At 46.3% G+C, this 25,252-nt stretch carries 22 protein-coding genes and 1 pseudogene; 5 read left to right on the top strand and 18 right to left on the bottom strand.

The window, feature by feature from the left end:
• The first annotated feature begins 486 nt into the window (after positions 1-486).
• The 4 genes from ACFQI7_RS13000 to ACFQI7_RS12985 all read left to right on the top strand — a co-directional run bounded on the left by ACFQI7_RS13000 (position 487) and on the right by ACFQI7_RS12985 (position 8,189).
• Positions 487-1,128 carry a hypothetical protein gene (locus tag ACFQI7_RS13000; RefSeq protein WP_218100434.1) on the top strand — a complete coding sequence of 214 codons (642 nt, stop codon included), beginning with the start codon at positions 487-489 and terminating at the stop codon, positions 1,126-1,128.
• 39 nt (positions 1,129-1,167) lie between these two features.
• Positions 1,168-1,887: a hypothetical protein gene (locus tag ACFQI7_RS12995; RefSeq protein WP_218100435.1), complete on the top strand. Its 720-nt coding sequence runs from the start codon at positions 1,168-1,170 to the stop codon at positions 1,885-1,887.
• A 743-nt stretch (positions 1,888-2,630) separates the two neighbouring features.
• The gene (locus ACFQI7_RS12990) at positions 2,631-5,852 is read left to right on the top strand and encodes a DUF4097 family beta strand repeat-containing protein (RefSeq protein WP_218100436.1); all 3,222 of its coding nucleotides are present in this window, start codon (positions 2,631-2,633) and stop codon (positions 5,850-5,852) included.
• Between the two features lie 513 nt (positions 5,853-6,365).
• Positions 6,366-8,189: a recombinase family protein gene (locus tag ACFQI7_RS12985; protein ID WP_218100437.1), complete on the top strand. Its 1,824-nt coding sequence runs from the start codon at positions 6,366-6,368 to the stop codon at positions 8,187-8,189.
• Between the two features lie 231 nt (positions 8,190-8,420).
• On the opposite strand, the pseudogene ACFQI7_RS12980 reads toward ACFQI7_RS12985, so the two are convergent.
• The 13 genes and pseudogenes from ACFQI7_RS12980 to ACFQI7_RS12920 all read right to left on the bottom strand — a co-directional run.
• Positions 8,421-9,275, bottom strand: a pseudogene (locus ACFQI7_RS12980) (CpaF family protein); the annotation flags it as partial.
• The gene (locus ACFQI7_RS12975; protein WP_218100439.1) at positions 9,263-10,399 is read right to left on the bottom strand and encodes a P-loop NTPase family protein; all 1,137 of its coding nucleotides are present in this window, start codon (positions 10,397-10,399) and stop codon (positions 9,263-9,265) included. The pseudogene ACFQI7_RS12980 and the gene ACFQI7_RS12975, both read right to left, overlap by 13 nt.
• A gap of 327 nt (positions 10,400-10,726) precedes the next feature.
• A complete protein-coding gene (locus tag ACFQI7_RS12970) occupies positions 10,727-11,197 on the bottom strand; it encodes a DinB family protein (protein ID WP_218100440.1) in 471 nt (156 codons plus the stop codon).
• 22 nt (positions 11,198-11,219) lie between these two features.
• Positions 11,220-11,843 (bottom strand): class I SAM-dependent methyltransferase, encoded by a 624-nt coding sequence (locus ACFQI7_RS12965; protein WP_218100441.1) that lies wholly within the window; start codon positions 11,841-11,843, stop codon positions 11,220-11,222.
• 61 nt (positions 11,844-11,904) lie between these two features.
• Positions 11,905-12,945, bottom strand: coding sequence for an RlmE/FtsJ family methyltransferase (locus ACFQI7_RS12960; protein ID WP_218100442.1), 1,041 nt, complete (start codon positions 12,943-12,945; stop codon positions 11,905-11,907).
• Positions 12,945-13,718, bottom strand: a complete 774-nt coding sequence (locus ACFQI7_RS12955; protein ID WP_218100443.1) for an ABC transporter ATP-binding protein — start codon at positions 13,716-13,718, stop codon at positions 12,945-12,947. Before ACFQI7_RS12955 ends, ACFQI7_RS12960 begins: the two co-directional genes overlap by 1 nt.
• Before the next feature lie 13 nt (positions 13,719-13,731).
• On the bottom strand, positions 13,732-14,073 hold the full coding sequence (locus tag ACFQI7_RS12950) for a cyclic-phosphate processing receiver domain-containing protein (protein WP_218100444.1): 342 nt from the start codon (positions 14,071-14,073) through the stop codon (positions 13,732-13,734).
• A complete protein-coding gene (locus tag ACFQI7_RS12945) occupies positions 14,070-14,918 on the bottom strand; it encodes a deoxyribonuclease IV (protein WP_218100445.1) in 849 nt (282 codons plus the stop codon). The genes ACFQI7_RS12950 and ACFQI7_RS12945 overlap by 4 nt, the downstream gene beginning before the upstream one ends.
• Positions 14,919-14,932: 14 nt before the next feature.
• Complete coding sequence (locus ACFQI7_RS12940) at positions 14,933-15,742, bottom strand: Fpg/Nei family DNA glycosylase (protein ID WP_218100446.1); 810 nt, start codon at positions 15,740-15,742, stop codon at positions 14,933-14,935.
• A 55-nt stretch (positions 15,743-15,797) separates the two neighbouring features.
• The gene (locus ACFQI7_RS12935; RefSeq protein ID WP_218100447.1) at positions 15,798-17,498 is read right to left on the bottom strand and encodes a ribonuclease H-like domain-containing protein; all 1,701 of its coding nucleotides are present in this window, start codon (positions 17,496-17,498) and stop codon (positions 15,798-15,800) included.
• Positions 17,495-17,665: a hypothetical protein gene (locus ACFQI7_RS12930; protein ID WP_218100448.1), complete on the bottom strand. Its 171-nt coding sequence runs from the start codon at positions 17,663-17,665 to the stop codon at positions 17,495-17,497. The genes ACFQI7_RS12935 and ACFQI7_RS12930 overlap by 4 nt, the downstream gene beginning before the upstream one ends.
• Positions 17,662-19,908, bottom strand: coding sequence for a DEAD/DEAH box helicase (locus ACFQI7_RS12925; protein ID WP_218100624.1), 2,247 nt, complete (start codon positions 19,906-19,908; stop codon positions 17,662-17,664). Before ACFQI7_RS12925 ends, ACFQI7_RS12930 begins: the two co-directional genes overlap by 4 nt.
• Positions 19,909-20,244: 336 nt before the next feature.
• Positions 20,245-20,460 (bottom strand): hypothetical protein, encoded by a 216-nt coding sequence (locus tag ACFQI7_RS12920; RefSeq protein WP_218100449.1) that lies wholly within the window; start codon positions 20,458-20,460, stop codon positions 20,245-20,247.
• A 182-nt stretch (positions 20,461-20,642) separates the two neighbouring features.
• Here ACFQI7_RS12920 and ACFQI7_RS12915 point away from each other — a divergent pair, with 182 nt between their 5' ends.
• Complete coding sequence (locus ACFQI7_RS12915; protein WP_218100450.1) at positions 20,643-21,239, top strand: nitroreductase family protein; 597 nt, start codon at positions 20,643-20,645, stop codon at positions 21,237-21,239.
• A 79-nt stretch (positions 21,240-21,318) separates the two neighbouring features.
• Here ACFQI7_RS12915 and ACFQI7_RS12910 read toward each other — a convergent pair whose 3' ends face one another.
• From ACFQI7_RS12910 to ACFQI7_RS12890, 5 genes are all read right to left on the bottom strand, one after another.
• Positions 21,319-22,527, bottom strand: coding sequence for a hypothetical protein (locus ACFQI7_RS12910; protein WP_218100451.1), 1,209 nt, complete (start codon positions 22,525-22,527; stop codon positions 21,319-21,321).
• Between the two features lie 170 nt (positions 22,528-22,697).
• On the bottom strand, positions 22,698-23,309 hold the full coding sequence (locus tag ACFQI7_RS12905) for a PulJ/GspJ family protein (RefSeq protein ID WP_377516875.1): 612 nt from the start codon (positions 23,307-23,309) through the stop codon (positions 22,698-22,700).
• 1 nt (position 23,310) lies between these two features.
• Positions 23,311-23,709, bottom strand: coding sequence for a type IV pilus modification PilV family protein (locus tag ACFQI7_RS12900; RefSeq protein ID WP_218100453.1), 399 nt, complete (start codon positions 23,707-23,709; stop codon positions 23,311-23,313).
• Between the two features lie 18 nt (positions 23,710-23,727).
• Entirely contained in the window at positions 23,728-24,348 is a 621-nt protein-coding gene (locus ACFQI7_RS12895) for a copper amine oxidase N-terminal domain-containing protein (protein ID WP_218100454.1), read from the bottom strand.
• Positions 24,349-24,378: 30 nt separating this feature from the next.
• Positions 24,379-25,245 (bottom strand): hypothetical protein, encoded by an 867-nt coding sequence (locus ACFQI7_RS12890; protein ID WP_218100455.1) that lies wholly within the window; start codon positions 25,243-25,245, stop codon positions 24,379-24,381.
• Positions 25,246-25,252: the final 7 nt, after the last annotated feature.

The raw sequence follows: 25,252 nt of genomic DNA, 5'->3' as shown, positions 1-25,252 counted from the left end.
AGATAGTAAAGAGAGAATTAATCTATTGTAGGTAATATCGTACAATGTTTACTGAACGCTATGAAATATCAAGAATCCTTTTTGAGTGATAGCCCGTAATCTCCCCCCATAGCGCAATAAAAACTATTCCCTTCCAAAATTCTTTCTGCTGATTCATGACTTCTCAATAAAATATAAATTCCATTTAGTTCCTAGTACAGTTCCCGCGGCAAGCACCTAGTCCTCTTAACGAACACAGGAGTGACCGATACAATCCTATATTGTTGTATGCGAAGAGAATGAAAAAGTCACTCAGGAGGAATCCTAGAGCATCTCACTTTGCCCTCCTTGATCAAAACTGCAACCTCAGAGTCTTCTCAATGTATACAACAATTAAATGTATCTCTATTAGTAAGCAATACTTTCTTTGGCACTTATTTACATAAAAGTAATCCCATGTTATTATCCTGCAAGTGCTTTTAATATCACCTTGGAGGTAACATCACGATGGAAAAGTACAGCAGATCAACCATTTCGCAAGCAAAGAGGAAAAGATTATTAAGAGAAGTACCTAATACTTTAAGGTGGTACCAACAAGAAGAGGTATTTAATCATTTCAAGAATGACTGCGCCTTAACTGGAAAGTACCAAAATCTTTGTAAAGATCATTTTATCCCAATTAGTTGGGGACGAACTGTACGTAAGTACGGTATTGGTGGCAATACATACGCAAACATTATCCCACTTGATCGCTCCATAAACTCATCTAAAGGTTCAATGAATCCATTTATATGGTTTGAACGATATGGTGAAAGACATGGCATCTCAATCGAGAAGTGGAATTATGCCGTTCAATACATTGCTGAAAAACACAGAATGACTACATTTTATTATATAAACAGAGTAAATGCCTGTTACATCGAAATTCTTGCGAAAAATTGGGTAGAAAAAATTAATTCGAGAATTGAGCCTGATGGCAACGTTCACCCCGTCTATATAAACAATGCTTTGAAGATGAACTTAAACATACCTGTTGTAATAGAACAGTTCGGAAGCGTTAAGACAAAAGAGATTTTTCAACTAAGCGAAACAATCGATCTAATAAAACAAAGTAAATCTTGGTTCGTGTCAAGATTAAATCAGAAGTGATAAAATTACAAATTCACCTACATGTAAAGGAGCGAGACTATGGCTGATAACAATGACGAGAGAAGGAAAAGGATACATGAGAATTTCGAAAGAATCTTACCCAAATTGTGGGATAAAGCTAGGGCAAACGAAGTCGAATTGAAATCCGAGTATCTTAGTCAACTTCAATCAAAACTCCTCAAAGCTATTCGAAGCCGTATACCCAAAGATGAACTTGGTTGGTGGCTAGACGGTAAAATAAGGATTGAAGACATAAATGAAGACAATCAAATAATCATCAGTTCTGATTCAGTATTAAATACCGCATGGTTGCAACTTAGGTACGATTTGCTAAAGAAAACAATTAAGTTTATCACAAATGCTGACTTTGAATTGTCATTTGTCACAAGACAGGAAATCTCTCCAAATCCACTTGAAGGGAAAAGCTATGAGGAACTATTTGAGATAGCGTTTGGTAAAAAGGAATTGGAACGACAAAAGATGCTACATGAAAAACGAATGCTAAAACCAGATTACGCTAAAGGGGAACTCAATATTTCCGAATGTGTTATGTGTGGTTGTGTTGAAGTACCTAATGTGGACATTGATATTGAACTTAAATCGAAAAACAAGCGGTTTAAATCAATAAAGACTCGCGGGGGGAAATGTGGCAACTGCTCAGAAGAATATTATGACATGAAGGATATGGATGCCATTGAAAAAATTGAAAAGTTATTAGATGAACTGTTTCCAGAGACTCATTCTCAGAATGAAGGGTAACCATGAGCTTTGGGATAAGATAAAGGGCAATAACGATGATGATTTTCGCGGCAGTAGCGGTAATTATGGATAACACATTTATTTACCCTATGAATTTGACTAGCAAACGCATGTTCATGAATCATAAATTAATAGTGAGAGGAAATGATTGCATGAAACGAAATAGAGTTAAGCTTACTGACACCAATGTTATTGATTACAAAAAATATATTGAGGCTAAACGTCCATTAGTCCGATCATCTTACAAAGTCAAAAGTCCAAAGCCTTTTCACTTGCAAGATGAAATTTATCGCAAGGGTAGCATGGACTCGATGAGGGAGGACATTTGAAAACCAATGTAATCTGCTTGTACAACAGTAACTCTTACTAAATAACCTATGGCATATTACCGATTTAGAATAACTTCACATTCCTTAATGACTTTTAGTAATGAACCACTCTCTGCATAGTCGGAGAGTTTTTATTTTTAACCATGGTATCACGACTTTGTGAAAGGAGGTAGCAGCCTTGAATGCTGATGAACTGCGCTCGACCTTATTATGTTTCAAGAAAAAATATGGAACTTCCATTACTTTTATTGCAAATGAATGCGGTGTTTCTAGGGAACATTTGAGTCGGTGGATCAATCGATCGGATTATATTGTGTCTGATGAATTAATGAGAAGAATTAATGCTTTCATTTCTAGGTAACTGGCCTGGGCATGAAACCATTTGAATTACCAAATAACGTAGGAGGTGCTTAAATGAGCAGTTTAATTGTGATTCAAAGTAAAGATTCCGTGTTTTTCGCCGCAGACTCTGCAACTTCAATATCCTTAGATGGGCAGTTGTATAGATTAAACACTCAGGCGACTAAGTTACATCATTTCGATAACTTGATTGTATTTTGTTCGGGAGATATGAACTTTTGTTATTCGCTAATGGATAAATTTGGGTTAACCCTTAATAGAAATGTTAATTCCCTACAACAACTTCTGGTAGAGTCTTACAACGGCGAAAAAGTGGAAATTCTAATTGCTGAATATAATGATGAACAGACGATTGTGCATCAATTATCACCTTATAACAATTTTGATCCAGTAATATACACCAATATTCCATTCGGTGGTCTAAACATCCTTACAGCAGGGGTAAAAACAGAAGAATCATATCAAATAGCTTGCGAAGCTTTATTCGAAGGAAATACTATTCCAAACATCTTTATTAGGGCATTCGATGAAATTTCATACGAAGCTGTTGGAGGAACATTAACAGTTTATAAAGTAAATAAATCTGGTGTAAGCAAGTATCTTGCACATAAAATTAATGAAAAACCAGACATAAAAACTATGACGGCCTCTCACTTGCTTGAATATTTCAGAAAAAATATCGTCGAAGCTGCCTTATTAGTTGGTGAAAGAATTTATGGCAAGGTTATAATGGGAACTAACCTCGCTATTGAAGATGAACATGGTATCGTAAAATGGCAAGGCTCCAAGGGTGAAATCTTCGATAGAAACGAAAAGCTCGTGATGAAGATGGGGCTTGTTTCAGACGATGGCGCAGCAAATGAATGTTTCGGTTTAGTCTCTTTCAACGACACCACAAAAGTAAGCCTAACTGACTGTAAAGGTATTGCGATTGAAAGAAAGAATCTCGACACAGATACGTTCCCTTCTGGTTGGGAAAAGGTTCTTTGGGCTAATACAGATGGAACGCTTTATACTCATGATTTAGTTGCTGAAAATATTAAGATCGTGAACAGTATTGGGAAAACAATTCTTGATGCTGAAAACAATTATCTCGACATTGGCGACTTTCAAACCATAGTCATGGACAACAAGTTTACAACTCTCGAAAAAATGCAAATAATCACTGAACTGTACAAGATAGAAGCAGGATACAAACGAATGATCGAACAGGCCAATCAGTATATGCGATCTGATAGAGATGCTGTGTTTGATACGTCAGCACAATTCTTCACGAAAGTTCCTAGTGAAATCGAACTGTACTCAACGTCACCCCTTACTGCTGCTTATAACGCATTGCTAACCTATATGGAACAGTTTATCAAGATTACAAACAAAGGCCCATTAACGATTGACATTAACGACCCATTAACAGAAATGACAAGTGTTATTGACGACAGAGCAGAGTTTATTTTGAAGTTCCAGAACTATTATGATGCCGAGAAGGATTTAAGAAATAAAATCGAAGATGCACAGTTCTATTCTGGCCTGAACATGGGGCAATTCTATAATAACATTGTTATTGGCAATCATGGTTTCATTGCTCTCCGAAACGATGGAAAGTACAGAGCATGGATGAATGCTACAGACGGCTTGGCGTTGCAAAAATGGGAGAATAACCATTGGACTAACAAAGTCTATGCTTCCATCGGAAACTCAACATATGAGGATGGTACTCTGATCGCGGAAGACTTGGTTGCTAAGCGTTTGCGAATTGAAACTAAGCAGGGTGGAGTATTGCTCGATGCTAATGCCCTTAACTTCGACTTCACTGTTTTGGATTCCATAATTCTTGATGATGTGATCTTGTCGACTGAAAAGATAACGTTAGCCAACCAGTACAAGAGCATAACAAAGCAATATACAACACTAATAGAACAAATAAAAAATAATGCATCAAATGTTTTCTATGACAGGGAATCATCATATTATGGACTGGATTATGCAAGAAATCAGTTGGTGGCCGCAGGGAAGGAACTAGATGATTCCTATAATACCCTGACAAATTACATGACTCCTGTATTTGCTGATATGAATGCGACAACAAATATTGTAAAAGACTTAAATTCAACTCGATCCATCTTTCATGCCAAATGGGAGGATTTTTATAAGGCATACGAAAATGCCAGAGTTAAACTTGCAGAGTTCCTAGAAAAAAGTTCGTTACAGTTGGGCAGGAATTACAATAACACAGTAATTGATGCTGAGAACGGTATTGTAGTTACCAGAAGCAACATGTTGAATAGAACAAAGCTTAATGCCACCGAAGGCATAAGCATCGAAAGAAACGTAGGATCAGCTTCGAATCCATCTTGGGAGAAAAAATTCTATGTCGGCTTGGACGGAAAACTATTTGCAGAAGACCTTGAAGCAATCAGGTTAAAGGTCATTTCTGATAACGGTGACATGTTAATTGATGGCAGTGAAAGAAAGTTGTATCTTAATAAATTCGATATCATCGGTGCCGGAGTAATTCGTTCTGAACATGTAATTACAAATACTATTACCGCGGCAGATGGTTATATTGCAAATTTGACTGTAAACCATCTTAAAACCTTAACTAAAGACGCTGATATTGGAGAGTATGTTGATTTCATTGATATTAAGGATAACGAGTCAAAGTGGGTAACAGGAAAAATTACATCTAAGACCCCCGCAACAGACTCTAATGGAAGGCTACTGTATTGGAAAGATGCTTCGCGTGAATACTTGACTAATGATATTTCTCCGTATGTGGCATACAGCTATGACATGGATTATGATGAGAAGTTAAAAATAGCTTTTCAAGGTTCTGGAATAGCATCATATCCATATAGCATTTGGGGTTCAGGAGATGGAAGCTTAATAAATACACCGGATTATCGAGATAGTGCGCGGGGCTATATTTATAAAACCCCTACAGAATTTCATTTTAGATATAATGCAAGCAATAGTGGTGATTTGAGAGAAATAAGGCTTCATGATTCTGGTTTAAACATTTCATCTCTTAATGAACGGGTTAGACTTTATGGCAAGGGAATCGATATACAGTCTGAGAACGGATCAATTCATCTACAACATTCATCAGGTTCTAGCATTTCGATTGACGAGTCTGGAAATACCATTCTATTAAAACACACAAGCGGAAGTACCTTTATCCTTGATGATTCAGGTTTAAATGCCGAAATAGATGGAGATATCAGCCTTAATGCTAAAGGAAATATTCAATTAAAAGGCTCTAGGATTGATCTAAATTAAGCTAATTCAAGCTTACTGGTCTAACCTTCCAAACAGAAGTTCAGATGGGTTTTAGGCCATTGAAAATACTACCCACGTAAGACTTCCTGATATAAAAAGTCACCCTCACCATTTTTGGGGCTTGGGTGACTCTCCTTGTTCATTCTACACCCTCCTGTATGGATGACGCTAACAGACATCTATCCCCTTCCTCAGACTCTCTATTTCGGCTCTTATGGCTTCGCTGCGGTAAGGCATGTTGGGTATCGTCTATGTTCTAAAATAAGCTACAATGGCGCTGAGCGGCCTGTAACAAGCGTTATGAGGTGGCTCATCAAGTTCAATGTGAAGCTTTTTATTCTAGCCCATTAATTGAACCTTGTTTTATTTTTGCTTAATCAAACGAGCTACGCCAAAAAATGTCATGATGAATTTCCCTTCTTAAAAAGAGGTTACACCACTTTATTAATAAATAAACTTCCGATATAATTCCTATTATATATACGTGTTTAAATATAAGTTAAGGGGTATTAAATGCTAGCGACTTTTTATGCAAGGGTAAGTTCTGACACAGAAGAACAAAAGAACTCTATTACATCACAGATTGACTTTTTCAAGGAGTATATAGAGAAACACCAATATCAAATCGTGTCCGACTGCGGAATATTTTGCAAACGTGATGGTTCTGCTGAAAAGACTTCTGGCTACTATGTTGATGAAGGATTTTCTGGTGCAAAATCGGCAAAGCATCGCAAAGCATTTCAACAAATGATTAAAGATGCGAAAGAAAGAAGATTTGACATTATATTCTGCAAAAATATCAGCCGCTTCGGCAGAAACGTACAAGAAATCCTAAAATACATTGGCGATCTCAAAGAAATCGGCGTAGGTGTTTTCTTTGAAGATGTGAACATCTATACACTCAATAATTCAGACGATGTAAAGATCACCATCTTTTCAGCGTTGGCGCAGGAAGAGTCAAGAGCGAAAAGTGTGAGCGTCCAATTTGGAAAAATGCAAGGGTACAAGAACGGTATTTGGGGTGGACGCGAACCATACGGCTACAACATCAATGAAGGTAAACTCATAATCAACGAACAAGAAGCAAAAATCGTGAAAGAAGTCTTTGACTTATATCTACATCAAAGTATGGGACTAAGAAACATAGCCAAATTGTTAAATGAACGAGGTGTACCAACCAAAAGCGGTAAGACGATTTTTGACCAAAGCCTTATTTCCAAGATACTTAAAAACGCAGTTTACACAGGTGAAATTCGCCTTCATCGAACGCAAAAGGTAGACATTAACAGAAACATTGTTAAGACAATACCAAGAAACGAACAAGTCGTTACACATGACGAATCCTTGCGAATTATTGACGACGAAACCTTTAGCCTCGCACAAATGGAGAAGGAAAAGCGTTTCGAGAAGTTTGGTGACTTCAAATACAGGAATGTCCTTGTCCAGAACGATGAAGGAGAAGAAGCGACAAAAAAAGTTCGAACTATCGTTAGAGGAGATAGCCGACACTCAAACAAACACTTGTTCTCGAACCTATTAAAGTGTGGTAACTGTGGCGGTAGCTTACGTAGAAAAGTACAGAAGAACCACAAAAACACTTTCATCTATTGGTTCTGCCGTAACAATGATAATTTTGGAAAATCCAAGTGCAAACATAGAAACCTGCAACATGAAGAAAAACTCATTGAGTATGTTAAGAATGAGATCACCGATTACAAGAACAGCCCAAAAACAGCTAAGTATTATCTAAATTCCATATTGAATACAAGGTTTAATACAACTAATCTGGAAGAACGAATCTCCAACATAAAGGCTGACATTGGTTTACTGAAAGAAGATCAGGAAGCCAACTTTTATCTGTTTGCGAGAAAGAAAATGGATGAGAAGCAATACGATGAACGAAGTCAAAGGATTGCCGACAAATTATATGATGCGGAATCAAAGCTAAATAGACTTTTGTACATCGAAGACGAAATTGCACAAACTAATCTAAAGTTTGAACAATTCACAAAATCCTTGAATGACGTTGACATAGACAACCTAACAAATGCAGTCCTGAGAAAGTTCATTGATCGAATCGTTGCAACCACTTTTGATGAACCATTTGAAGAAGGAGTTGACTTTGGTGAGAAGCATACTCTATCCATCGAGTTTAATTTCATGGGTGAGAATGTAAACGAACTACGCAGAACAAATTTCAAACAAAGATTAGCCAACGTCATTCATGATCAATCGGACGAACTCACAGATGAAAAACTAGAATCATTGGTAAAATATTCTAGTATTGAACCAAACCTATCAGATTTTGCAGAACTTGAACATGATGAATCTGAATGATACCCTCACGCCCAAAAAGAACAAGCGTTTTTAACAAAGTAATTTCCATTAATCTTAACTATAAAATCATCATGAAATTCAATTATCCCATCTTCTACAATATCGTAGAATGTGAGTCTAACAGGAACTTTGAAGTACATGTATCGAGCCAAATCATCATGCGCCAAAGGTTTTCTATATCGTCTCATATGTTCTCCTTTTAATATTGTCCTATTTTATAGATGTTGTATGCAGCATATCCAGTGCCTCCGCTCCCCTTACTTCCCCGACGATAATCCGGTTCGGGCGCATTCGCAGCGAGGAGCGAATCAAATCGCGAATCGTAATTTCCCCTTTCCCCTCGGTATTGGCGTTGCGCGTTTCCAAGCTGACTACATTCGGAACCCCGCGAATTTGCAGTTCAGCCGAATCTTCAATGGTGATAATCCGTTCGTCCGGAGGAATGTACTGCGCGAGCGCATTAAGGAACGTCGTTTTCCCCGAGCCTGTCCCCCCGCCGATAAAAATGTTGTACTTCGCCCGCACCAGCCGGATCAGTTGCGCCGCCGCTTCCTCCGTTAACGCCCCTTTTGCCGTCAAATCTTCGAGCGTCAGCGGATGCTCCGGGAATTTGCGGATCGTCATCGCCGGACCGTGCATAGCAATCGGCGGCAGCACAATGTTGACCCGCGAGCCGTCTTTCAGTCTGGCGTCAACGATGGGGCTGGACTCGTTCACCATTCGGTTCACTTTGGCGACGATCGCTTGGATCGTATCTTCCAGTTTCTCGTTGCTTTCAAAGCGAATATCGGTTTGCAGCACTTGGCCGTCTTTCTCGATAAAAATTTGGTCATACCTGTTGATCATAATTTCCGTAATCGAACGATCGTCCACAAGCGGCTGCAATACATCCAAGCCTCGGAAGGCATTGTACAGCTCCGTCACGAACTGCTGCTTCTGACCGGCGGTCAGAAAGGAAATACGGGAATAATCGAACACCTCCTGCTCGATGATTTCTATCAAGCTTTCGTCGGATAAAGAATGATTAAAATCGATGCTGTCGGTAATCCGCTGCTTCAACGCCTGTTTCGACTCTACGGACCACATGCGAGCGCCACCTCTTTTCCGCCTGAAACAAGCAGCTCGGCGGCCGCTTGCGCAAATGCGGAATTGTACATATGCTCCACACGCGTAAAAGCTTTCCACTCGGGAACATACGGAAGGATACCGTCTACGGTCAAGCCGAGGCAGTTAAAATCGTTCAAAGGATCTCCCGTTCGTTTGTTTTGTACGAAAATCCGTTTATTGTTCAACGCATCCGGAAGAGCAGGTATATCCCGTTTCCAACGTTCAAGCATCTCCTCCGTTTTTTGCAAATAAACGTAATCGTCAAGTAAGAGCCATATGACCCGGTCGGCCAATGTCAGCACGCCTTGCGTAACCTCGTTCGGAAATGAGTCAAGATCTACGACGAGCACGTCGTACATGCCAGCTGCCGCAATACCGCCGATCATCGCCTTCGCATCCGCACCGTCCATCTCCCTCCATTCCGCTGCATTGGCGGTCGGGGGGATATAATCGAATTTGAACGACGGATGCTTGAGCTTCCACTTTTCCAGCCTCCCTGCGATTTGCTGCGGATTCGTCTTCGCATAATAAAGCAGGCTGGAGAAGGCTTCCGAGGATGCTGCCCCTTCCGAAGGATACCATGCCCTCGACGGCAGCATCTCCAGACTCAAACAACCAGCCCGTTCCCCTTGGAGTGTCAGTTGCTGCGCCAAATGCACCGCCGTTAGCGTCTTGCCCGCGCCGCCTGTCGTTGAATATACCGCGACCACTTTCGTTCCCTTCATCCCTCGAAGCGGATCGGAAACGGAATATTCGTTATAATGGGCGATGACGGCCGATAACAGCTGATCCAGCGGCTGGTATTTGCACAGCACCGGGTATTCCAGCAACCCTTGACTTGCCTGTTGATTGCTAATGATTACAGTACAGCCCAACTTGATGCGGTATACTTCATCAGGCAATGGCAGCCACGACTCATGGATTAACAAAATGAAAGGCTCTTTCGTCTCCACGACAAAACGGATCCCTTGTTCAAATGACCTGAAACAGCGGATCGTAAACCGCGCCGCATAGTCTGAGGAACGAATATATGCGGAGAGCATGTCCCCAAAATACGCATCGGAGTCGAGCAGCAATAATGTCATTTTCGCTATAACGCACACTTCTCCTCTCCCATGTAAAATTAGTTTGCTGTTTATTCGTCAGCACCTAGAATGCCTGATCAGTTCACAATGGAACGCTTACGCATGATGCCCGTGCACTGCGCAAGCAGTCTGCCTCTCCCCCTCTCCACAGACGGTTTACAGTCGCAAAGCTTCTCCAATTCCACCTCCCGGGACAACAAAAAAAAGCACGCGCTATGAAAGAACATTACGTTCTGACACAGCGGTGCTTCCGCTTGCAAATTTACTATTTATTGTATTATAGCACATCTTTTGGAATGCGTAAATACGTTCTGCAAGTTAGCCGTTTTCCGGGGAACGGCACGTTCATCCGCGTTGGACGGCATAAGCGTGTTTGTTCCGTTCGATCTGCTTTATATGCCGGTCTACATGCTGGACGAACATTTGCACTATGTCTTGCAGCGTTTGTTCGCCTGCCGTATTATGAACTCCGGTTCGCTGCCACGCGTCATCGGATAAATTTTCAAGAATCGGGGTCATGGAAGCCCGCATTGCCCGGAACAAAAACAGGTACGTATACATATCGAGCGCTTGGTAATCGAGCCGTGAGGCCCATGCGTCAGGATAGAACTTAAGCAGCGACGGGTTATCCTCGGAAATGACGCGCTTCATTCGCTCAATAGCAATAAGTTCCGCATCGCAAAGATGAATGACCACTTCTTTAATGCTCCACTTGTCCGCTGTGGGTTTAAAGACGAGCTGCTCCTCGCATAAACCTTCCATCGCCGAAACTAGCCGATCGTAGCCTTCCGCATAGCTTTGAACTAAAGCTTCCATGTCCCCATCCATCTCCCTATCTTTATTTATTGCGAGCCGCCAATGTCCAAACGACTTTCGGTTTGTCGTAACGGTTCATCGTCTGCTCGTTCACAAGCATAATGTCCCAATCCCGAAACAATAACTCGAGTGCGGGTCGGTCAAAGAAACGTTTGCGCTTGCCGTCCCATTCGTAATAGTTCGGTTCGAGCAATGTGCCGCGGCCGGCGCCGTACTCGACGTCTTTCGTTGAGTTCACCCGACACAAAAGCATACCCGATGGGTTCAGCACTCTGCGAATTTCCGAAACGATCCTTTCCGTATCGGCCCAGCCGAAATAATGCAAGCTTAAATCGGCGATTACCGCATGTGCCGAGCCGCTCGCGAACGGAAGCGGATCAAGCAGATCGACCAGCCGCGTATCCGCTGCCGGCGCAATCTCTTTCACACGTTTCAACGCCTCCGGGGAAAGATCGCAGGCGATTACGGAAAAGCCTCGTTCTGTCAAATAGAGCGTATCGTTGCCGGCGCCACAGCCCAAATCGATTACAGGTGTGTCCTTCGATTGCGCCAGCTCCGCTAAAAACGGTTCTAGCCACAAATCGTATTGGACCTGCCTCGAATTTATATTCCGGTAAATGGAGTCCCAGAACTGTCCCTCAGCCACTCGTTTATCTCCTCCCAACGCCAAGCGGCTTTGTTTCAAATTATGAAACAAAGCCTCCGGCTTATTGTTCCGATCGAATCATAAAGAGCGTCAGCTCGTCGCGGTTATGAAACAGCTGTTTGGCTTGCTGCAGCTCAAGTCCCGGCGATAAATCCTGAATGGCTTCGCGAAGCGACTGGAACGCCTTCTTGTGCATCAGCTTCACCGTAATGACAGCCGTGCCTCCGGGCTGAAGCGCATACAGCAGCCCTTTGACGAGCTTCGCCATTTGCCGGTGACCCCAGCTCATATCGCAGACGAGCAGATCGAACGCGCCGCTGGCAAACGTAACATCGCCGGCATTTTTTTGCAGCCACGTCAGCTTGGGATCACGCAGAAGCGTCGGATCCAGCTTTGCCGGATCGACAGCCGTCACATGCAAGCCTCTTTCGAGCAGCAGAGAGGTCCAGCCTCCCGGCGCCGCACCGATATCCAGCGCGGAACGATACTGCGCGAAATCGAGTCCGAATGCGGCTTCCGCTTCGAGCAGCTTGAACTTGGCCCGCGATATTTGACCATCTTCCCGGCGAAATCGAATCGCGCCTCCGGACCAATCGGACAAATTGTCCTGCGGCTTCGAAACGCCTGCAAACAGTTTCCCGTCCGTCAAGAACACGGAAAGGATGCGGTCCGCTTCCTTAACGACGGGGATGGCGGCAAAGTCCGAGTCCAGCACTCGATCCAGCTCCTGTTTGAGCTCGGAGGGGCTGCATTCCCCCGTATACTGCTCCGCCTTGCGGATCTGGACGGCCATTCGCACACCGGCCCACGACTCGCCTGCAGCGCCAAGCCGGTCACCGATCCATTGCAATGCTTCCCGGTCGGAGCCTTGCCAATCGCGCTCGATATCTACAGGCTGCATATGCCGAAGAAATACGGGCTGCCGCTCCTGCAGCTTATCGATTGCTTCCTGATTACCGATGGTCGAAAACGTGAACATAAAGATTTCGTTAGGCACAAGCCATTGAAAAGCAACGGGAGCTTCAACCAAGCGGCGGATTTCCTCCTGCGCCTGCTGAGCAAACCCTCGATTCGACGTACCGATAAATGCGGCTCCGCTCATTACAGCACCTTAATCCAAGGCCGGTCGTTGAACCATTCCAGTCGAATCGGCACCTGATACGCTTGATATAAATTTTGTTCGGTCAGTACTTCGTGCTTCGGACCGGAAGCAATAATTCGCCCTTGTTCAATAAGGACGACATGGCTGAACATCGGCATAATTTCTTCAATGTGATGCGTAACGTAAATTACGGTCATTTGCTGTTGTCCGAGCTCATTGATGTTTTCCAGCAGACGCTCGCGTTCATACAGATCAAGCCCAGAGCAAGGCTCGTCCATAATGAGAATGGAAGGCCGGGTCATAAGCGAACGGGCAAGCATCACTTTTTTGCGTTCCCCTTGGGACAGCGTCCCGAGTGGCTGGGATGCCAGATGACCGAGCCTTACGCTTTCGAGCATGCCGACCGCCTTCTCCTTAACGCCTGCCGGAATTTCTTCGTAAAAGCGAAGAAAACCGAACTCCCCGGTGGCGACAACTTCCCATACGGAATCGCCCGGGTTCAGCTTCTCATAAAGCGATTGGCTGATATAGCCGATTTTTTTGCGGACTTCCCTCACATCGCATTGCCCGTACACGTTGCCTAAGACGGTCACTTGACCTTTGCTCGGGAATTGATAACCGTTCATCATCTCGAGAATCGTCGTTTTACCGGAACCGTTCCTCCCGAGAATGACCCAATGTTCCCCTTCCCGTACTTCCAGATGTACATCGGATAATATATGACGTTCTTCCCTTATAAAATCAATTGCATTGAGCGACAACACCTGTGACATTGTTAGCACCAGCCTATTCTTGATCGGATTCAGCAACTTCCATGAGGATTTCGGCAGGCATCGGCCCGTTAAATAATGCAGTATGATCCGGCTTGCCCGGATAAAGTGCCTGATACATCGTTTGCCTTCCTCCGCTGCTCGAAGTATGAAAATAAATGCGTTTCGGATAATTCCCGGAAGAAACGATATAATTCGCTACACTCATGCCGTTCGGCTGTCCCCAGCCCAAATCGTAGTCGAGCGACAATACATCCACTTCGAATGCCTTCAGCAGCATAACGCATTCTTCCGCATTACGCGCATGCACAAATCCTTTCGGGCAAGCGCGGTAATCATCCAAGTAAATATGAATCAATGCAGCATCAGCTCCTTAACCCTGCCGATTTCGGGGGCGTGCGACGATCCTTGCGGCACCGGCGTTTCGAGCACAAGCGGCAATTCCCGAAGCTGCCGGAGCCGGCTTGAGCGCAGCAAGGAAGCAAATCTGGCTTCGCCGATTTCTCCTTGTCCTATCATGGCATGCCTGTCTTTGCACGCGCCGCCGGAATATACGGAATCGTTCAGATGGATCGCGCGGAGCGCCTGTAAATAACCGAGCTCATCCGCCTTCCGCTCCAGCCGCTCCCAAGCCCTTTCCGTGGTAGACCACAAACCGGATGCGAAGGCATGGCACGTATCGAGGCAAAAGCCGATCAACTGCGGATAGGCGCACAAACTCCGAATCTGAACAAGCTCTTCGAGCGTCGTGCCCATTGCCGAACCTTCACCTGCCTGGTTTTCGATCAGCACCATGGCCCGGCCCGCATAACCCGAGAGCGTTTCATTTAAACATTGTATAATATTTTTGTATCCTTGTAACGGGTCTGTCCCTTTATATTTGCCAAAATGAACGACAATGCCCACGGAACCGCAGGCGTCCGCAATATCCAGATCGTTGCGCAGCGATGCGACGGTCGCTTCGCGCAGCGCTCCTTCTCCCACCGCAAGATTGGTCGGATACGGTGTATGAGCGATACTGAGCAGACCATGCTCCCGGCAAAACGCTGCGCAACTCTCCGCATCATGACGGTTAAACGCTTTGATGGACAAGCTCCGCGGATTTTTGGGGAAATATTGAAAAGAAGCCGCACCCAAGTTCACCGCGGTTTTCGCCGCTTCCAAATATCCTCCCCGAATGCTGATATGGCAGCCGATCTGCATACCGGAACGCTCCTTTACTGCTGGCAATGAAGACAGCAGAACGATTTTTTGGAGGAAACCTCCTGCCTCGCGATCGGGTTCCCGCACCGTTCGCACGGCTCCCCTTCCCGGTCGTACACCCGGCAGCGCTCGTCAAATCCTCCAGTCAGCGTATCGCCGGCGAACAATGGCATTTCCATATAGCCCCCAAAACGAGTCGCCTCCGTAAGCAGCTCTTTCATGGATACGTACAGCGTTGCAAAATCATGCGCCGATAACGACGATGTGCGGCGAGCAGGCAGCAGCCCGGCATGAAAGCAAATTTCGTCACTGTAGCAGTTTCCGATTCCGGCAAGCACGCTTTGATCGACAAGGCTGTTTTTGAGCGTACTGTTTTTAAGGCGAAGACGATCGGCCATCCGCTCAGGGGTGAGCTGCGGATCATACGGCTCCGGTCCTAGCTTCGAAAAGAGGGTCCCGAGTTCCTCCTCATCGTGAAGGTGTAAATAACCGAGACGAAGCCCGATGAAAAACAAATGCTCTTCTCCGAAGGAAAGTCTGACTTGTACGGATCGATCCGGTTTATCCTCCAGTCTTCCATAAAACATCATGCCGCCAAGCATCAGGTGCAGCACAAGCACCCGTCGGTTCGTCAAATGAAACAACAAATGCTTCGCCCTTCGGTCAATCCGGCTCACCGCCTGCCCTACGACCTCCCGGCGAAACTGCTCCGGCGAGACGTTGATCGATTTCTCCCGGTCGATCTCCACTGCCGCAATCGTTCTGCCGATCATTCGTCCGCTTAACAAACCGCGGTAATTTTCCATTTCAGGAAGCTCTGGCATGCGTATTCCCCCTCCAGCATTATTCATCACACTGGATTCCCATATACGGCACGTTTTATACGCTTTGTTCCAGCGGCAGCGCCAGCTGCTCCGCCTTCATTTTCTCCCGCCTGCTTGAACTGGAGCGTGCTAGGGGCGGGGGCGGCTCCGCTTTCCGGGAAGATCCGCCCGATGCCGCCTTGCGCTTCAGACGCTCGATCCGTTTGCGAAGCGCGTCCGCTTCCTTGCCCGCGTCCGTCTCCTTCGCACCGCCTCTTGCGGTTGTTTCACCCGCCCTGCCGCGGCTTGCGCCCGGCTTCCCTTTGCCGCTACTCTTCAACGCTTCGCGCTGCCATAGTTTATCCAGCGCCACAATCGCGTACTTCAGCGCCGTCTCCCACTGCTTCTCCCGATGCTCGTAATGCATCGACAGCTCGATGTAGGGCTCAAGCGACGCGATGCTGAGCTCACCCTTGCGTTCGATGTACCGCTGCCACAGGCGGCACGCTTCGGCATAGCGTCCGAGACGCTTGAAATACTGGGCAAGCGGCAGCCAAAATGCGCTGCCTTCCGCCGTCTCCGCATCAAGACCGCTCGCAAGCGCCGCTCCACCGATGCCTTCTGCGTCCGCACTGTAAGGCATTCCCGCGACGACCGAGTCTCCGTTCACATCGCTTAACGTATCCACGCGCCCCGGCCGATCCCTATCGCCGAAGCAATCCGCCGCTTCGTCGTCTTCTTCGCCGTACAGCAGCGCTTCGTTCAATGCGTCCATTGCACCTTCCGCCGCCTCGCGCATTCCCACCTTATCGAGCCATAGCCCCATTCGGAACCATTCCTCATAGCCGTACGGCCGAACATCCCGCCAATCGATCCGGCCGCTCAGGACGCCGGCGAAATGCACCGCAAGGCCGGCAAGCGACAATATGTCCAGTTCATTATGGACAAACACGCCATGCAGCACGGAAGGCTCTTTTTCCGCCAAGTACTGGAAATAGAGCGCCGGGGCAAGCGATCCGGGCACATCGTCCTCCCTGTGCACCATCAAGCGCTCTTCTTCCACGTTGCCAAGCCGGCACGACGACAGCGTATGCTTCCACAAGCTGCGCGAAGGGTACAAGAAGTCAATATGACCCTCCGGCTCGGCTTGGAGCGTCATGCGGTTCATAATATAGCGATTTTTCACGATCGGCCAGTCGAACGATTTACCGTTGTACGAAATGACAACCGGATGCCGCTCGAGCTTCTCCTGAAGGTAGGCGAGCATCGCGATCTCCTCGCCCGGATGCCGGATGAGCATTTGCTCCACCGTATAATCGCCGCCTTGATAAAATCCGATGCCCACCATGAATGGAATGTTGCCCGTGCCTAGTCCAAGCCCGGTTGTCTCCGTATCGATAAACAGCAAACGCTCATGGAAACCATCCACATCGATCCGGTCCGAACCAAGCGATGCTTCCGTTTCCTGCCTTCCACCTCCGGGTGAATACAATGAGCGTAGATGCATCGCTTCTCTTTGCAGATCCGACAGCTGATATTTCCCGTGCCGGAATCCGGCGGCATACGTTCGTCTGCGCAGCACAAACGATCCCCATTCCGTCGTTTCCATCCATCCGCCGACAGCCTGCCATTCGTTGGGCGCGGCGGTCACAGGCTCGTGTACGGCAGATTGCCCTGCTTCCGCGCCTATCTCCGTAGGGTCGCCATCGTGGACTTCCGGCAGCGGCGCACGCTCCGCCTTCTTATGGCGCAGCAGCTTTTCTCTTAGCGAGCTCATCGCGCCCCCTCCAATTGCCGAACCGCGGCGGCTTCGTCGTCAATCGCCATCGGGTTAGAGCTGGTATGGTGCTCCTTTTCCGGCAAAAGGATCGGTCCGGAGCCGATATGTTCATTCGCGCGGAGCCTGATTTTATTTAATGCGGGCATAAAATCATGACTTTTCATACGACCTCCAACAGTTCGACGCTTTTTTGTTTTGCGCTTAGTCCCTCTATTTCTGTACCGATACACGAAGGGCAGCCATCTTCGCATGGACATTTTCGAATTAAATTTCTTGCTGCTGCTTTGATCTCATCTATACGTTTATATACGTCTTGGGCTAATCCAATGCCGCCGGGGTAATGGTCATATATGAATATCGTCGGCAGCTGCGTATGTTCGGCTCTGATTTGCGAAACGACGTGTATGTCGCTGCGGTCGCACATCACATGTATGGGAACAATATGCCTTAATACATTGGAAATGCCTAAAAGCAGTTGTTCCAGCGTTTTCGTACCTATTGCCGGGTCAACCTCTTTTAACTCGATCCAGGTTGCGCTGGTGTGTAATTCTTCCTCCGGTAAATAAATCGGTCCGTATCCGATATTTTCAAATGTGGTTAATTTAATTTTTTTAAAAAGCGTTGGCATGGCATTGACTACGACGTCTCCAAAATGTATTGAAGTCATGCGCCGGTTCTCCGTCTTGTCTATGTCAAGTACTTTAAGCTTTACAGCCAAGTTTGCGTCCGTGTAATATTCTACGTCAACTTCCCGTACATAGGCCTTTTTATGATCCCAATCCAGCTTCTCAACTTGGAATTGTACTCCTTCATGCAAATAGATCGCCTCGTCATGCAGTAAGGTCATGGCGCTGAAACGATCCATTTCTCCAATAATTTTTACATTGGCAATGTCAGACTGGTCCACAATAACGACATTCTCTTGTGCAGCGGAACGCAAACTTACCTCGCTTGCGGGGAAAGACTGATTCGCCCAGTAAAACGTATCGCCTGCATGATGCAGTACCTTTTCTTCTACCAAATATTCCAAAATATCCTGTATTTCCAGTGGCCCGAATGGTTCTCCCTTTTTTAAAGGAAGTTCGTAGGCCGCACACCGTAAATGATCAACTAAAATAATGAGATTTTCCGGGTTAATTCTTGCGGATTCCGGGGACCGATCAAAAAAGTATTCCGGATTTTGGACGATATACTGGTCAATCGGCGTATTGCTTGCTACCATAAGTACCAAAGCTTCCCCATGCCGCCTTCCGGCCCGGCCCGCTTGTTGCCATGTACTTGCTACGCTGCCGGGATAGCCGGTCATTACGCAAACTTGCAGCTGTCCTATATCAACGCCCAGTTCCAGAGCGTTCGTACTTACAACGCCTAATATTTCCCCGTTCCTTAATCCACGCTCAATTTCCCGCCGCTGTTGCGGTAAGTAGCCGCCCCGGTAGCCCCGTATCGATTTGGCCCCAATATCGTTTTTAACCAATTCCTGTAAATGACTTAAAATAATCTCTACTCTGACCCGGCTTCGGGCAAAAACGATTGTCTGTATTTTGTTGGACAAAAATTGTTTGGCTAAGTGGTTTACCTCAACGGTAGCGCTCTTTCGAATGTTTAACGCCTTATTCACAATCGGCGGGTTATAAAAGACAAAATGCTTCCTTCCTCTTGGCGCGCCGTTATCGTCTATTAATCGCATCCGGTTCCCGGTAAGCTGTTCCGCTAATTCCTTCGGATTTGCTATCGTCGCCGAAGTGCAGATGAATAGTGGATTACTGCCATAAAACTTGCAGATTCGTTTCAGCCTGCGTATCACGTTGGCTACATGGCTGCCAAATACGCCCCTGTACGTATGCAATTCGTCAATGACTATGTATTTTAGATTGCTAAATAAGCTTACCCATTTCGTATGATGGGGGAGAATTGCAGCGTGTAACATATCAGGGTTGGTAATGACGATATGTCCTACAGTTCTTACAAGCTGCCTTATGGATGGGGAAGTATCGCCATCATAGGTGAAGCTTTTTATGTCAATTCCCATTTCGGTAATGATTTCATTTAATTCGCTTTTTTGGTCTTGCGCCAGAGCCTTTGTCGGAAATAGATAGAGCGCGCGGCTGCCGTCGTCTTCGGCAATCGCCTGCAGTACAGGAAGGTTATAGCACAGCGTCTTGCCCGAAGCGGTCGGGGTTACAGCTACAATATTTTCGCTGTTACGTATCGTTTCATAAGCTGTATATTGGTGCGTGTATAACTGTTCAATTCCTCTTTTGCTTAATGCATCTTTAATTCGCGGGTCTACGCTTTCCGGCATAGGTCTTGTTTTTGCTGCTTGCGGTTCAACCTCATGCCAATTTACTATATTTTCATTTCCTTTTAATTCCTGTATCAGATTCGATATCGATTTTTTTCCAATCATTATTTGTCCACCCCGTTACAGAACGATCGTTCACCTATGATTAACAACTATATCGCTTTCACTTGTTCGCTCAGCTTTCATCGATGGACGAAACTTTGCCGGTTAATCGGCTCATCAGCATAAGTCCTTGTTCTCGCCTTATAATATCTTTATTATATCGAATGCATGTTCGGCCTTCAACCCAAATATAAGACCTGATCGGATGTAACTCCAAATCAGGTCTATTAGGTTCCCGCCTACATCGAAACTTGAAGGAATGAGACAGACAAGCAGGCAGAAACTTCGGCGAAATTGTCAGTTCCTGCGCTTGCCCGGGAAATGTCGCTATCCCATCTATATGTGATCCGGAAAATCGTCGTAATCGAAACGAAAGCCGCCCCGGTCATGCATGGTATCGGTTGTATACGCTATTAGGGCCATATCGGCGCGCGCCTGCAGTTTGGACAGCACCTCGTAATACGGATCTGCCTTTGATTCGTCTTGTTGAGTCCTTATCGCAATACGTAAAGCCTGGTCTATCAAAGCGATATCTTGACTAGTGAAATCCATGCCCTCATCCCTCCCTAGTAAAATGAGCCACAGTCTTTATACGGAATCTATTATTGCCCGCTTGCAACCGGTTCATACGGCCTAATGGCTTGCATTTCCGAGGTTAACTTTTCTTTTTATAGCCGCAAATGGTACATTAGAAAAGTCTGGAGATGAAATATACATAAAAGGAGAAACCAATCATGAATCCATCCGCACAGCCTACTGCAGAAGTACAATCCGCTCGCGTACCGGAGCACGAGGTCAGCCCGCTCATTCTAAATCGGTGGTCTCCTCGCTCCTTCCTGGAACGGGACATCCCCGAAGAAGATCTGCTCGCCCTGTTCGAAGCGGCCCGTTGGGCGCCATCCGCAAGCAACGAGCAATCGTGGCGCTTTATTTTGGCCCGCAAGCCGGAAGATCGGGCGATCTTCTATGAGTTCATCAATCCCAGCAACCGCGTATGGTGCGAAAAAGCGCCCGCTCTCGCCCTCGTTCTCTCCAAAAAAACGAACGCGCAAGGTCAATTTCACGCCTTTCATGCATTCGATACCGGCACGGCCACCGGCTTGCTTGCGCTTGAAGCGACCAGACGCGGCCTGAACACGCACTCCATGGGAGGCTTTGATCGCGATAAAGCCCGCAGCATTCTCGGCATTTCGGACGAATTCGATCTGCATTCCGTCATCGCTATCGGCTACCGGGGGCCCAAAGAAGTACTGCCGGAAGCGTTACAGGCTCGCGAGCAGCCGTCTACCCGCCGGCCGCTCAGCGAAATATTATTTGAAGGCAAGATGTAATAAAGTAAAACAAAAAAAGCGTTCAAGCTTCCGTTTCATGCAAGCTTGAACGCTTTGCTTCCATATGAAGCGACGAATATTATTGCCTCGACGGATTCCACACGGCTCCGCCATTTCCATTGCCGGTACCCCCGCCGCTTCCTTCATTTATGATTAGAGAACTTGTAGCGCCACCCGTGTTGATTGTCGAATTATTTCCGTTGATGGTGAAGCTACCTCCGGCAGCTATGGAACCCCCGGCCCTTAAATCGACGTTGTTATTCGAGAGGAAGTTGTTTTGAATAAATATATCCCCAGCCGAAGCCGTTATACTGGAATTGTTATTTACCGTGATCGCTCCAGTTAACATGTCTGACGCAACATTCAATGTCGTATTATTGTTGACCACAAAATTGTTTTTGATAACAAGTTTACCGGCTGAAACGGGAGTATTGTTATTGAAGGTGATACTGCCAGCATACATCATATTAGGCGCCGTTATTTCCACACTGTTATTGCCTGTGAGTGTACCTTTTACCAATAAGTTACCATACGAATTTTCTGACCTGTTTAATGTAATATCGGAGTTGTTGCCGTTGATCATCATATTGTTTTTTACAATTAAATCGCCTGTAATATTCACCGATGCTGTATTATTGAACGTTACATTCTCGAATATTAGTACAACGGGTCTCGAAGATGTTCCAAAGTTGAAAGTTACATTATTATCCAACGTGACATCCTGCGCCATCTTGATAATTACCGGATTTTTTGTACTGGAACTTACGGCTTTTGCAATATCATTCTCGTTTCTGCATGTGCAAAGCACTGCATTTTTCTCAAGGCTTTCGATGGATGCGTTAACATGACTTTCGTACAATGAAATCGTGTCCCCAATCGCCGTTTGCAGCCCATTGTTTTTCGTAATATTAACATTGCTCGGAACTCCGGAAGCGGAGCCTTGGACATATATTCCTTCAGGAGAAACGGGAACCGGTCTTCTTTGGTTCGGATCCGTTGTGATGATCGTCCCTACCGGCGCAGTAGCATTAATGGTGTAAGTAATCGTTTTTGTTCTCGCGGCACTGCCCGCACCGACGGAAACGGAGATCGTGACGGCATACGCATTATTGGCCGGACCCGTTTTGGTCAACTGATACAAAACAGGCGTTCCCTCCGGAAGCTTGTAGTCCTTCACACCGAATCCGGGATAGCCGGTCAGGAACTGGTCGCGGTTGCCGGATACGTACGTATCAAGATAGCCGATGAACGACTCCATCCCGCTAACCGCAAGGTTGGTCGCGATCACGTTGTTATTGTCCGCAACGTTCGTGGCCGAATCGGTGGACGTCAAAAAAATGACAGTCGACCCGACAACCGTCAGTACGAGTGAAACCATAATCACATACATTATGGCTGCAGCGCCGCGCTCATTTTTAACCGCGTTCAAAGAATAACGACCTCCCGGACAGGCAGCGCCTATTTCGATGTACTGTCTACCATCAGCTTGACGCTCGTGCTTTCCGCATTCGGTACGACGCTCCTTGTGCCTCCCAGCGACACCTTTTGGTATTGAAACACGATGTCGATTGTAATCAGCTCGCCGTTTTTCAAAGGAACGGCCGGAACGGATGCGCCGCCGGCTTGTTTATAAGCGATGGATGAGACCGCTTTGTTGAGCGTAACCGGATTGGTGTATAGAGACCGGTTTGTCCTAATCGAAATCGATCCGTTCGCAAATTGTGCTGCATCGTTGGCCGGATCGCCGTCGTTGCTGAAATCGTATATCACAAGCGTACGTCCCGCGCTATCGAACACCGCCGATTTGTACCCCGTACCCGTTTTGTACCTGAGCTCGCTATTGCCCGCATAATAGACGGCTTGCGTCGAATCCGCTAATTGCATAGAGAGCGTAGTCATCGTGTACTTCATCGCGGAACGGTCTGTGAACGACTGGGAATTGGAGTTAGACAGATGCAATATCGACGATAGAAGCATGGCCGCGACACCAAGCAGCATCGTTCCGATGGTGATGGAAGCTAGCAATTCGATCAACGTGAGACCTTTTTCATTACGGAAATATCTGATCATATTAACTCCATGAGACGGTAACCGTTAGTATTTTGGGGACCGATTGGATCAGCACGACCGCTTGAAGCGAAATATGATGCGCTAAAAATGCCGATGTTGAATAATTGCCGGCATTCGTCATATCCGAGAGCTGGTATATTACCTTATAACCCGTAACGGCAGGATTCGAGGGTAATGCGTTATTGGCGCGAATGAACAGTCTTGCTTTGTTCAACTGATCTTCCGCAACGAGCCTGGCGTCGACCAACTGCGAGGATTTGCCGTTCGACAAGATGGAGTAGCCGGAAATGTTCATAAACGATATGACCAATATTCCCAGGATGACCATGGCTGCCATGACTTCGATCAAAGACAGTCCTTTTTCGTTATGGAGCGCTTTAATACTCTCGCTTCTCATCATGAACCGCAACCTTCGCCATTATTTGTTGTTGCTGCCAGCCGTCTTCTGCTGGAGCAAATCGTTGATCCTGGAAGCGTTCGTTTTAAAGATCGACCAAGCCAAGTAATACTCATCCAAGTTTTTCGACTGCCATCCGCTGCGCAGCATTTCCGTCGCTGCCATCAGCTTCTCGAACGCCGAAGACAGTTCTTCGTCCTTCATATCTTTGGCAATGCTATTCAGACGTGAAAACCGTTCGATCGTCTTCTTCATTCCATCGGTGTTATTGGACTTGATCTGTTCAAGCAGGTCGCTCATGGTTTGATTGTATTCGAACGTTATGTACTGATACACGCCCTGTTGGGAACTCGCAAACAGCTCGTTGCTTTTATCGACAAAAAAGTCCATATTCACGGAACGGGTTGCATCATCCCACGACACGGTCGCGCCAAGCAGCTCGGATAAATTTTTGATCGGCACGTAGACGGAACCGTTATAAATGATCGAATCTTTGGAAAGCGGCGCCGACTGCCCGTTCATCTTGATTTGAATGCGGTCGAAGTATACTTCTATCGTTTGGTAACGTCCTTCCGCCCAAGCCATGCCGCTTACAGCCAGCATCGATAATATCGATAACGAAATGATGTACTTCCGTTTCATTGTTTCTCCTCCGTGCTGTGGATCTCTAGCTCAAGGCTTGCCGACGGCCGAGTCCAGCATCTTCAAATATTGGTCGTCAGGAACGACCGGACTTTGCTTCGGTTCGAATGTGCTCGTCGGAATCGCGGGCAAATCGGGAAAAATCCCGGCATATTGACCCGCATGGTATATCAAGAGGGTCATGCCGATCTGGACAAGCGGCTCCCCGGGTTCTTTGGAACCTTTCGAATTCACCGTCTTTCCGGTCGGGTCCATCTGCCAATCCGTCACTGTCATAACGCGCTCAAGCTGATACACTTTATTAAAAAAATCAACGACCTGCGCATACGTGCCCGTCCCGTTCAATGTAATTTTCGTTTCCTGAAATCCGATATCGGGCGTTGCCGGCGCGGCAGCTTTCGCTTGCAACGAATTTGAAGGGGAGCCCGCCCCAGGCGGCTGTGCAGATTGAGTGCCCTGCACAGCGTTTGACCCGTTCAACGATGGAGCGCTCATCTTTAATTGGCCGTTCAGAATAGCATTCAACTCGTCGACCGGCTGTTTGTTTTTGTCTTCCCCAAACCGAATCGATGAAAGTACGATGCCGGACTTTTGCTCAAGCTCTCTGAGGCTTACGATAAAGCGGGATATTTCTTCTTTTGTCGGGACTTGCCGTACCAGTCTTTCGATATCCTGATCCGTCGCTTTGGCAGGGACCGGGCTTCCCTCGATCAAGGCCAGCTCTCTCTGCACTTGATTGTAATTCGCATTGTAAACGAACTCTTGCTGGAGCAGCGGCATTAGTTTATATGAAACGATCATCCCGTTCATAATGATTCCGGCACTTACGGCCAGCGCAAGGTAGAAGCCCGGGCGGTTCAACTTCGAAATTTGCTGCTTCCATTCCTCGGTTTTCATAAGCTCC

The organism is Paenibacillus allorhizosphaerae, assembly GCF_042659105.1.
GTDB lineage: Bacteria > Bacillota > Bacilli > Paenibacillales > NBRC-103111 > Paenibacillus_G > Paenibacillus_G allorhizosphaerae.
This window is presented reverse-complemented; position numbering and strand designations above follow the sequence as displayed.